Here is a 9,720-nt window from a genome sequence, read left to right as displayed (position 1 = left end):
CGATGACCGGATTCTTGAAGGTGAGACCGGCAAAGCTCACGCTCAGGTCCACGGCGTGGCCGGATGCGCTCGCAGCGGGATTGATGGCCTGCGTCATCGCGGCGCCTTGCGGGGCGGGGCGCTATGGCGCTCGGCGGCCGGCGTCAGTGCCTCGGCCAGTACCCGTCCGGTGCTGTGCGAGGGCGGCGAGATCCCGAGCAGCGAAGCCAGAGTCGGCGCCAGGTCCACCGGCTCGGCGTGGCCGCGGTACGTTCCCGGCTGGAAGGGGAGTCCGAAGAACGCCAGCGGGACGTGCGTGTCGTAGGTGTAGGGACTGGAGTGATCGGTGCCGGGCGGATAGCCGACCACGTACGCCTGCGGCACCAGTATGACGTACCAGCCGCCGTAGGGTGAGGCGCTGTGGGCATAGCGGCGTCCGGTCTCATCCTGCGGCAACGCGCCGCGCGCGATCTGGCTGCGGGTGAAGTAGTCCACCGCGGGGCTTTCCTTCAGCAAGGCTTCGCCGGCGACGCGCTCCGCTTCCCCCTGGGTCAGCTTGGTCGAGGAAAAAGCCTCTGCAGAGAGGTAGGCGAAGGGCCAATCCAGCGCCGTGATGAATTCGGCACTTTGCCCCGGAGTCAATTTAGAGGAAAGCGCAGCGTTGGCGCGCGTTTTCACATCCCGAGGAGTGAAGCTTCCCGCCGGGATGCGAAGTCCCGAAGCGTACGAGGGGAGCGGCGCGATGCCGTGGTCGGCGGAGAGCGCGATCCACAGGTTGGCCAGGCCCACCTGCTTCCCCAGAAATTGAAAGAAGCCTGCGAGCTGCGGGTCCAGGGCCTGCACCATGGCGGCAACTTGCGGCGAATCGGGGCCGGCATCGTGGCCCAGGATGTCAGGCGCGGTCAGGCCCACGATGAGCAGGTCAGTCGCCGGCCCGCTGCCCAGCTTTTCGTTGAGCACTAGCTCGCGCGCGAACTCCAGTTGGTAATCGTTGGCGAAGGGCGTGGCGCCGACCACGTCAAAGAAACCTTCCGGCGAGCCGTCTTTTTCCTTGCGGGGAGCGGTGTTTCCCAGCGTCTTTCCGGAGGCGTCCTTCCACTCGCGGTTCCAGTACTTCTCGGCGTGCTGGCTCTCGTTGAACTGCTTCACCCAGGCGGGGAGTTCCTTTACGTAATAGGTCGAAGTAACAAAGGCGCCGCTCTGGCGGTCGATCCAGTAAGCGGCGTCGCCCGCATAACCGGCCGGTAAGACCGCCCCTCGGTCTTTGAGCGAGATAGCGAAGACGCGCGACTTGCCGCCGGTGGCCATCTTGAGCACGTCGCCCAAGGTGGAAGCCAGGAGCTTCCGTGGCGAGGCGCCGGTCTTGGCAGGGCCGCCGGGCAGGCCGAGGAGCTGCGTGCGCTCGTCCTCGACCGAGGTGACGACCTTCTTCTTCTCCGGGTCCCACCACTGGTTGCCGCCAATGCCGTGGCCGTCGGGATAGGCCCCGGTCAGCAACGTGGCGTGTCCGGGGGCGGTGTGGGTGTTGGCGTAGTCGTAGCGGCAGTCGGTGAACACCGCTCCGTGCTCGAGGAAGAGGTTGAAGCCGCCTGGGCCGAAGCGGTCCCGGGAGCGCTCCAGGAAGTCCCCGCGGAACTGGTCCACGATGACGATGACAATGAGCCGGGGCCGGCCGTCGTAGGCGGAAGCGAGGGAGAAGGGCGCGAACAGCAGCGCGGCAAACAGCAGCAGAAGTGCGCGGTGCAGGCGGGTTGCCATCAAATAAGTAGTGTACGCCAGCCCGCGTCCGGCGGGAAAATCGAACCGAATCACTTCGGCTGCGCTTGCGGCGTGGTCGCGGGCTCGTCCAGCACCAGCGTGACCGTGACGCTGTCGAGCAGCGGTCCGCAAGAGCTGATCTCTCCTACGCTCTCGAAGCTGAGCGGAGTCTTATCCTCTTTCGCGGTGAACTCCCAGGTGTGCTTGGCCCACGGGATGTTCGGCTTCGCCATCACGACGAACGATTTCGAATCACCGGCGGCGGAGACGCGCAGCGTCTTCTTGGGGCCACCGCACTGCGGGTTGGCGGAGAGCATGAAGCTCACCTCGTACTTCTTGCCCGCTTCGGTGGCGATGGTCTGGCGGATGGCGCCGAGTTCGTTTCCGTTCATGTCGAGGCAGCGCAGGTGCGCGCACTTGAAGTACGTGCCAATGTGGTCGATTGAACCTTTGGTGATCGTCCAGCCGGGGAACTTGTCGCCTTTCTTGAAGGTCTTGAAGCCACCCGGATCGGCACCCTGGTCGAAGCCGCCGTTGACGACCAGGTTCTCGGGCTTGGCGTTCTTCTGTTGCGCGAAGGCAGAGATCAGGAGAAGTGTAGCAAGGGCGAGGAGCGGGGAACTGCGCATGGCTGACCTCCGGGCGTTGCGGCGCGCACTGTAACCGCGGGGCGGCGGGAAGTCAAACCTTGACTTGGGGGCGGAGCGGAGCTAGCGTCCGTGTCCATCAAGGAGCCAGCGATGAAGAGGCGGATGGTTGTTGTGATGTGCCTGGCCGCACTTGCCCTGCCGGTGTGGGCGCAGAACCAGCAGTGGGAGATCGCGCCCGAGAAAGACGCGCGGGTGAAGGCGGGGAAGCTGTCGGTGGTCGGCGGGCAGACGAACGAAGCCGGCGTGCGCTTCCTGATCAACAACCTCGACATCCTGCAGCCGATGGAGATCGTACTGGCGGCGGAGGACGCGGCGAAGCCGCTGACGTTGCTGGTGTACAAGGACGCGCCGGAGCACGCGCTGCTGAAGAAGGCGACGGACGCGGGCGGGACGGTGGTGGCGAAGTTCCGCACCGGCGAATCGGTGCACTTGCTGGTGAGTGGCCCGGCGGGAGCGAAGTACCAACTGATGACGTGGCAGGGGCCGCGAGTAGAGGTGCCGACGCCGACGGCGTTCGTCCCCATCGACGCCCAGGGAACGCCGCTGGTCGAGGGCGTGGCGCTGACGCCGCCGGCGACGGGCGGCAAGCCGGAAACACAAACGGGAGCGGCGACCACCACGCTGCAGGTGCCGAGGTCGGTGACGATCCTGCTCGGCCTGATCCTGGTGGCGCTGGTGGCGCTGATCGTCGTGGTGTTCCTGCGCGGGCGAGGGAAGACGGCGGCGGTGGTCCTGCTGGTCGTAGGGCTGGGTGCGTACCACGCGATGCGGGGGCAGAGCGTGGAGAACCAGCTGGCGCCGAAGAAGGTGGACGCGGGCGACGCGTGGAAAGCGGTCAACGAGCGGCTCAACCAGTTGCGCGAGCAACTCGACACGCTGGAGAAGATGGGGATCAAGGTGGAGCCGGAAGCGATCAAGGTCCGGCATCCGGATGACAAGGAAGAGAAGAAGGAAGGCGAAGCGCCGTCGCTGCTGGGAGGGATGGGGCGGACGGCGGGACATTTAGTCAGCGACACGAAGCTCATCCTGGCGTTCCTGGAGGAGTTCGGGCTCATCGATCCGCGGGAGGCGGCGGTGCAGCCCAACTACAACCCTCCGGGACAGCCGCTGATCCCGTCGCGCTGCGCCGGCACCGGGCAGTGCGGCAAGTGCTTCCTCGAAGCGAACGCGAAGCTGGAGAAATCGCGCAAGCTGCTCGAGGACATGTACGTCATCTACAAGCAGACGGAGCTGAAGGCGGGGCGCATCCACGAGCTGGCGAACGCGGCGGCGGGGCTGAGTCCGTATGCGCAGCTGGCGTGGACGGCGATCAAGAACAATCCCAACGAGCCGATGAACCTGGCGCAGAAGCACTTCTACGACGTCTACGACACCAACCTCGACAAGCTGCTCACAATGTCCAACGAGGGACTGATCGGGGTGGGCGCGTGCGAGCGCGAGAACTTCAAGGACTACGACTGGTATCCGCGCTACGGAATGATCTACTACAACTTCCTCAAGGAGCGGTACACGCGGAAATAGTGGACAGTGCACAGTGGACGGAAGGAAAACAGAAAGGCTGCCGATGGGCGGCCTTTTTCCTTGTGTGGGTGATGAGAGGCAGCGGAACGCCAGGGAGTTGGGCTTACTTGCTTTCCCCTCTTCCAGGCTTGTCGGAAACTGGCCCAGTAACCAAAATCTAGCCCTGGGGTTTCTCTTGGCCCCGCTTTCCGGTAGATTAGCGGTTCCCCATGCTCGACCTCGCCTTCGTGCGCAACAACCTGCCGCTGCTGGAGGAGAAGCTGCGCCAGCGCGGCCTGGATCCCAAGCAGGCGCTGGGCGCCTTTCATTCGGTGGACGAGCAGCGCCGCAAGCTCATCACCGAGATGGAGCAGCTCAAGGCGCAGCGCAACCGCGCCTCCGAAGAGGTGGCGAAGGCGAAGAAATCGGGCGGCGACCCTGCCGCGCTCATCGAGCAGACCCGGGAACTGCGGGAGAAGATCGAGCAGGGAGAGGGCGGGATCGGAACCATCGAGGAGCAGCTCAAGTCCATTCTGGCGGCGCTCCCCAATCTTCCGCATGAGACCGTGCCGGTCGGAAAGGCCACAGAGGACAATGCGGAGGTGCGCCAATGGGGCGCACCTCCGAAGTTCGACTTCGCCGCCAAGCCGCACTGGGAGCTGGGCGAGCAGTTGGGCGTGCTCGACCTGGAGCGCGCCGCTAAGCTCTCCGGCTCGCGCTTCGCCGTCTATTGGGACCTGGGGGCGCGGCTGGAGCGGGCGCTGGCAAACTTCATGCTCGATCTGCACACGCGCGAACACGGCTACACAGAGGTTTTGCCGCCCTTCCTGGTGAATTCGGAGTCCATGTACGGCACCGGGCAGTTGCCCAAATTCGCCGGCGACCTCTTCCAGTGCAAAGACACCGACCTGTGGCTGGTGCCCACCGCCGAAGTGCCGCTGACCAATCTGTATCGCGGAGAGGTTCTGGAGGAGTCGCGCCTGCCGCTCTCGCTCTGCGCCTATACGCCGTGCTTCCGCAGCGAGGCCGGCTCGTACGGCAAGGATGTGCGCGGCATCATCCGCCAGCACCAGTTCCAGAAGGTGGAACTGGTGAAGTTCGCGCGGCCGCAGGATTCCTACGCGGAGCTGGAAAAGCTGACCAACCACGCCGAGACCGTGCTGCAAAAGCTGGGACTGCACTACCGCGTGGTGGCGCTATGCACCGGCGACCTGGGCTTTGCCGCCGCCAAGACCTACGACCTGGAAGTCTGGCTGCCGGGGCAGCAGCTCTTTCGCGAGATTTCTTCCTGCTCAAACTTCGAGGCCTTCCAGGCGCGGCGCGCCAACATCCGCTGGAAGCCGGCAGGGAAGGGAAAGTCGGAGTTCCTGCACACGCTGAACGGCAGCGGCCTGGCCATTGGGCGCACCTGGCTGGCCATTCTCGAGAACTATCAGCAGAAGGATGGCAGCGTGGTCATCCCGGAAGCGCTGCGCCCCTACATGAACGCCGAGCGCATCACCGCCAAGCGCTTTTGAGGCGCGCGTTGCCAAAGGCGCAGCAGGACTCTACACTGAGTTTTCGCAGACACTTTCCAACAAGACTATGGGCTGGCTGGGCCGGACAATCCGCGGATACATCCTCTGGACCTACGCGCGTGGCAGCCTGCACTACGACATCATGGTCACGCTCATTTTGCTGTTTATCTTCCTGGCGCCGCTGCGCATCAACTTCAACGACAAACCCCGGGAGCGCGCCACGCATCAAACCGGGGTACTGGTCACGCAGGACGGGCCGTACATCATTTATCAAGTGGATGCGACGGCCAGCGACGAGCGCGGCCAGCCCATCGTGGGCGACGCCAATCCCGAGGCCGGCCTGCATCGGGTGATCGAGGAGATCGCGGGCGAAGTGGAGATCGCGCACTACGAGCGGGTGACCGACCGCAGCGGCAAGGTCGTGGCCTACAAGGCCTGGGTGAAGCGGAGGTAAGGCTTGCACCATAAGACGCCAGGAAAACTCGCCGAGCGCGGCCGCTTCGGGCTGCTGGTCCTCTGCCTGGCCTTGGGCGCGGCGCTCACCGCCGATGGTCTTCCCGAAGCTCCCGGCAGCGAACCGGCGCAGGTTCCGTCGCTGGAGACGGTGCTCAGCCAGATGGATGCCGCCGCCGCGACCTTCCAGTCCGCCCAGGCGGACTTCGCTTGGGACCAGTACCAGCGCGTGGTGGATGAGACCGACGTCCAGAAGGGGAAGCTCTACTTCCGGCGCGCGGGCAAAGAGATACAGATGGCGGCCGATATTTCCGAGCCGGATAAGAAGTACATGCTCTTCGCCAACGGCAAGCTCAGCGTCTATCAGCCCCGGATCGATCAGGTGACGGAGTACGACGCGGGCAAGGACCGCGAGACCGTCCAGACCGTTCTGGTGCTGGGCTTCGGCGGGCGCGGACACGACCTGGCCAAGTCGTTCACCGTGAAGCTGGCCGGGGTGGAGACGGTGGACGGCGTGCGCACCGTCAAGCTGGAACTGGTCCCGAAATCGGCCAAGGCGCGCAGTCTGTTCGACCACGTGGTGCTCTGGGTGGACCCGGTGCGCGGCGTTTCGCTGCGGCAGCAGGCCTGGGAGGCCTCCGGCGACTACCGCCTGGCCCACTACGCCAACATCCGCATCAACGAAAAGATTCCCGACGACGTTTTCCAACTGAAGACTACGAGCAAGACCAAAGTGCTGCGCCCCCAGGGATAGCGCCGCGGGGCAGCTTCTCTTTCAGCTTGGGAGGCGACGAGGGCGCGGCTATACTGCGGAGGCCGGCACTTTTCCATTGCCGGGAGAGCCGGACAGATGGCGCGAGTCTTCACCATCTCGGTGACGCCTCACCCCAAGCGCAAGAAGAAGCGCACGCCCGACGACCGCTTCCTGGAGGGCCAGCGCGTGCTGGCCGCAGCCATCAAGTACCTGAGCCAGTCCGACCCGCGGCGGAACCGCGGCGCCATCACTTTCCTCTCCGAGCACTTCCGCACCCGCTTCCGCATGAGCGATTCGCCGCGGCGCTGAGCTTCGGGGCGGAAGCTCACGGCGTTTGCGTTGCACTCCTCAGGTTGGCCGCCGCCAGAAGAAAGAGCACGGGATAACACTCCAGGGTGTAGCGCGGTTCGGGCGCGGGCAGGGTGGCCAGCAGCGCCGAGCGCAGCAGGATCCAGCCCACCAGCATGGCCAATTGCTGCGCCCGCCCGCGGATGGCTCCCACCACCGCGGCCGCCACCAGCGCCAGGTTCAGCAAGCCCAGGGCGATGGAGATGGCGGAGTCGCCGGGATCGTTTTCGAAATCCCACCAGTGCGTGTCCAGGCCGAGCAGCTCGATGCGCGGCCGCAGCCACATGTCGGCGACCCGGGCGGCGGGGAGGAAAAGGTAATAGCGCAGCGGGGCGGAGCGAATGCGCTCGTCGGCCAGTAGCGCGAACTTTGCGTCCACTGCGGGCGTGATGTCCTCGGGTTCGTACTCGCTCAGCAGCTCCTCAGTGCGGCGGCGCTGGTCGTCAGAGTCGAAGGCGCGCGGCGGCAAGACCTCGATGTCCACCGGCTTGGCTGCCCAGTAGACCTCCTCGGTGGAGGAGTAGTCCACCACCCAGGTCCGCAACCAGCGCTCATAGCCCAGAGGGACGAACTCGCCGGGGGCGGTGGCGTGCCGGGGCGCCAGCGGCTGGAAGACGTGGAAGACCTGCCAGTTGCGGATGGTCCAGGGAACCAGCGGGGCAAACGATGCGGCGGCCATCACGACTCCCGCGAGAAAAGCCGCTCGGCGCTCGGGGCCGCGAGCCCAGCGGACGAACAGTAGCCCTCCAATGGCCATCAGCAGGACGCCGCCGTCCGGGCGCAGCAGGATGCAGGCGGCCAGAGCGGCGCCGCAGCCCGCCCACCAGCGCAGCGGATGCGGCGCATCGGATCGCAGTCCTTTGGCGGCGCAGAGCAGGGCCAGGGCGGAGAAGAAGATTTCCGGTGTCTCGGCCAGCGGCGTGGCGGCAAAGTTGGCCGTGAAGGGGCACAGAGCCGCGATCAAGAAGGCCAGGCGCGCGGCGCGCACGGAAACCAACTCGCGCGCGAGGGCCGCCACCAGGAAGCACGTGCCCACGTCCAGGAAGATCTGTACCACCATCACGGCGGTGTAGTGCTCGATGCCGAACACCGACCACACCAGCGCCAGGAATGCGGGATAACCCGGCAGGCGGATCAAGGTGGGCACGGGACCCGTGGGGCCGCCGAAGCCGAAGATGCCGTGCTGAATCCAGTTCTTGGCCAGATCGCCGTAGGTGAACGAGTCTCCGGCGATGTAGGGGAACTGGAAGAGGAGGAACAAACGTAGGGCGAAGGCCGCCAGCGTGGCGGCGGAAACAAACCGACGGTTTTGGCGCAGGAACTCGCGCACCGGAAGACTATACCCCGGATGCGGCGCGCGTTTGACGCCTCTGCCGCAGCGCCTTACGATGAATGTTTGTTGTTCCCCTAATGGCCACAGCAGTCTTCTACGACCCGCGACGCAGACGCTGGAAGCATTTGCGCACCATCTTCGACGTCGCGGGCTTCAGCCTGACTTTGCTGGTCGGCTTCTTCTTTTACAGCCTGTTCCGGGGGGTGAGCCTGCCCGCCCTGCTGCAGCAGGGACAGAGGCGGGGCTACCACGCCCTGAAGGAAAAGGATCGCCGCCGGCCGGCCCGGCGGGTGGCGCATCGCAAGACCCAGGCCGCTCCCTCGCAGGTGGCGCTGAACTCCGGGGAAGGGATCCGCGCCGCCTTCTACGTCCAATGGGACGCAGGAAGCTTCTCCTCCTTGCGCGCGTACTTCCTGCAGATCGATCTGCTGTTTCCGGAGTGGCTGCACGTGCTCTCCGCCGATGGACACCTCCAGGCGGTGGACGCCAAGAACAAGCTCTTCCCCGTCCTTTCCGGGGGATCCGTGCGCCCGGTGGACGACAAAGTCATGCCCTTCCTCAAGGCGGAGAACGCGGAGCTGGAAGTCTTTCCCCTGGTGAACAACTTCGACCCCACTCGTAGTCATGACGTTTGGATGCCCGAGGTCGCCGGCATGTTGAACAATCCTGCGGCGCGTGCCGTATTTCGCAAAGAACTGGCAGCCCTTCTGGCCAGCGACCGCTACCGGGGGCTAACGCTCGACTTCGAAGGTTTCCCCTTTTCCGCGCAGCCGGGCTACCGCGCCCTGGTCGCGGAGCTCTCCTCCGATCTGCACGCCCGGGGGATGAAGCTCTACGTGGCGCTTCCGGCGCACAACGAGGATTACGACTACGCCTACGTTACCGCCCGCGCCGACGGCATCATCCTGATGGATTACGACCAGCACTATCCCGGCGGACCCGCGGGCCCGGTGGCCGCGCAGAGCTGGTTCACGGACAACCTGAACAGCGCCCTCGAGGTGATGCCGCGGGAGAAGATCATCGTCGCGGTGGGAAACTACGGCTACGAGTGGACCAGCGACCCGAAGCACCCCGAGCGGGTCAAGAATGCGCAGACCGTACCCGTGCAGCAGGCGTGGCTGATGGCGCGGGAGTCTGAGGCCAGTCCGGAGCTGGACGCGGACAGCCTGAATCCGCACTACGCTTACGTGGATGAATCCAGCGCCCGTCATGACGTCTGGTTTCTGGACGCGGTAACGGCGCTGAACCAGATGCGGGCGGCCCAGGCCCTGGGCATCAACACCTTTGCGCTCTGGCGCCTGGGCTCCGAAGACCGCTCCTTGTGGGCGGTGTGGGACGTGCCGGGCGAACCGGAAGCTCCAGCGAAGCTGAGGTCCGTTCCTCCCGGCCAGGACGTGGACATGGAGGGCCAGGGGGAGATCCTCAGGA

General features: G+C 65.4%; 9 protein-coding genes. 6 read left to right on the top strand and 3 right to left on the bottom strand.

Annotation, left to right across the window (positions count from 1 at the left end; translation table 11 throughout):
- Window positions 1–93: 93 nt before the first annotated feature.
- Complete coding sequence (locus tag VGQ94_01220; protein ID HEV2021127.1) at window positions 94–1,737, bottom strand: alkaline phosphatase family protein; 1,644 nt, start codon at window positions 1,735–1,737, stop codon at window positions 94–96.
- A gap of 50 nt (window positions 1,738–1,787) precedes the next feature.
- The gene (locus VGQ94_01215) at window positions 1,788–2,366 is read right to left on the bottom strand and encodes a choice-of-anchor C family protein (GenBank protein HEV2021126.1); all 579 of its coding nucleotides are present in this window, start codon (window positions 2,364–2,366) and stop codon (window positions 1,788–1,790) included.
- A gap of 111 nt (window positions 2,367–2,477) precedes the next feature.
- Between VGQ94_01215 and VGQ94_01210 the strand changes: the two genes are divergently transcribed.
- The 5 genes from VGQ94_01210 to VGQ94_01190 all read left to right on the top strand — a co-directional run bounded on the left by VGQ94_01210 (window position 2,478) and on the right by VGQ94_01190 (window position 6,920).
- A complete protein-coding gene (locus VGQ94_01210; GenBank protein HEV2021125.1) occupies window positions 2,478–3,908 on the top strand; it encodes a hypothetical protein in 1,431 nt (476 codons plus the stop codon).
- Window positions 3,909–4,117: 209 nt separating this feature from the next.
- Window positions 4,118–5,404: a serine--tRNA ligase gene (serS, locus tag VGQ94_01205; GenBank protein HEV2021124.1), complete on the top strand. Its 1,287-nt coding sequence runs from the start codon at window positions 4,118–4,120 to the stop codon at window positions 5,402–5,404.
- A gap of 67 nt (window positions 5,405–5,471) precedes the next feature.
- A complete protein-coding gene (locus VGQ94_01200) occupies window positions 5,472–5,858 on the top strand; it encodes a hypothetical protein (protein ID HEV2021123.1) in 387 nt (128 codons plus the stop codon).
- A 3-nt stretch (window positions 5,859–5,861) separates the two neighbouring features.
- On the top strand, window positions 5,862–6,611 hold the full coding sequence (locus VGQ94_01195) for an outer membrane lipoprotein carrier protein LolA (GenBank protein ID HEV2021122.1): 750 nt from the start codon (window positions 5,862–5,864) through the stop codon (window positions 6,609–6,611).
- Between the two features lie 96 nt (window positions 6,612–6,707).
- The gene (locus tag VGQ94_01190; GenBank protein ID HEV2021121.1) at window positions 6,708–6,920 is read left to right on the top strand and encodes a hypothetical protein; all 213 of its coding nucleotides are present in this window, start codon (window positions 6,708–6,710) and stop codon (window positions 6,918–6,920) included.
- A 16-nt stretch (window positions 6,921–6,936) separates the two neighbouring features.
- On the opposite strand, the gene VGQ94_01185 is transcribed toward VGQ94_01190, so the two are convergent.
- Window positions 6,937–8,289 carry a glycosyltransferase family 39 protein gene (locus tag VGQ94_01185; GenBank protein HEV2021120.1) on the bottom strand — a complete coding sequence of 451 codons (1,353 nt, stop codon included), beginning with the start codon at window positions 8,287–8,289 and terminating at the stop codon, window positions 6,937–6,939.
- A gap of 80 nt (window positions 8,290–8,369) precedes the next feature.
- On the opposite strand from VGQ94_01185, the gene VGQ94_01180 reads away from it, so the two are divergent.
- Window positions 8,370–9,720: glycosyl hydrolase family 18 protein (locus VGQ94_01180; protein ID HEV2021119.1), on the top strand; the 1,351-nt coding region annotated here is incomplete at its 3' end.

The organism is Terriglobales bacterium (genome assembly GCA_035937135.1).
Taxonomy (GTDB): domain Bacteria; phylum Acidobacteriota; class Terriglobia; order Terriglobales; family Acidobacteriaceae; genus DASYVL01.
This window is presented reverse-complemented; position numbering and strand designations above follow the sequence as displayed.

Excerpts from the sequence above, each read along its gene's own strand:
- VGQ94_01210 (HEV2021125.1), top strand. The coding sequence starts at position 2,478 with ATGAAGAGGCGGATGGTTGTTGTGATGTGCCTGGCCGCACTTGCCCTG.
- serS (HEV2021124.1), top strand. The coding sequence starts at position 4,118 with ATGCTCGACCTCGCCTTCGTGCGCAACAACCTGCCGCTGCTGGAGGAG.
- VGQ94_01215 (HEV2021126.1), bottom strand. The coding sequence starts at position 2,366 with ATGCGCAGTTCCCCGCTCCTCGCCCTTGCTACACTTCTCCTGATCTCT.
- VGQ94_01190 (HEV2021121.1), top strand. The coding sequence starts at position 6,708 with ATGGCGCGAGTCTTCACCATCTCGGTGACGCCTCACCCCAAGCGCAAG.
- VGQ94_01200 (HEV2021123.1), top strand. The coding sequence starts at position 5,472 with ATGGGCTGGCTGGGCCGGACAATCCGCGGATACATCCTCTGGACCTAC.
- VGQ94_01220 (HEV2021127.1), bottom strand. The coding sequence starts at position 1,737 with ATGGCAACCCGCCTGCACCGCGCACTTCTGCTGCTGTTTGCCGCGCTG.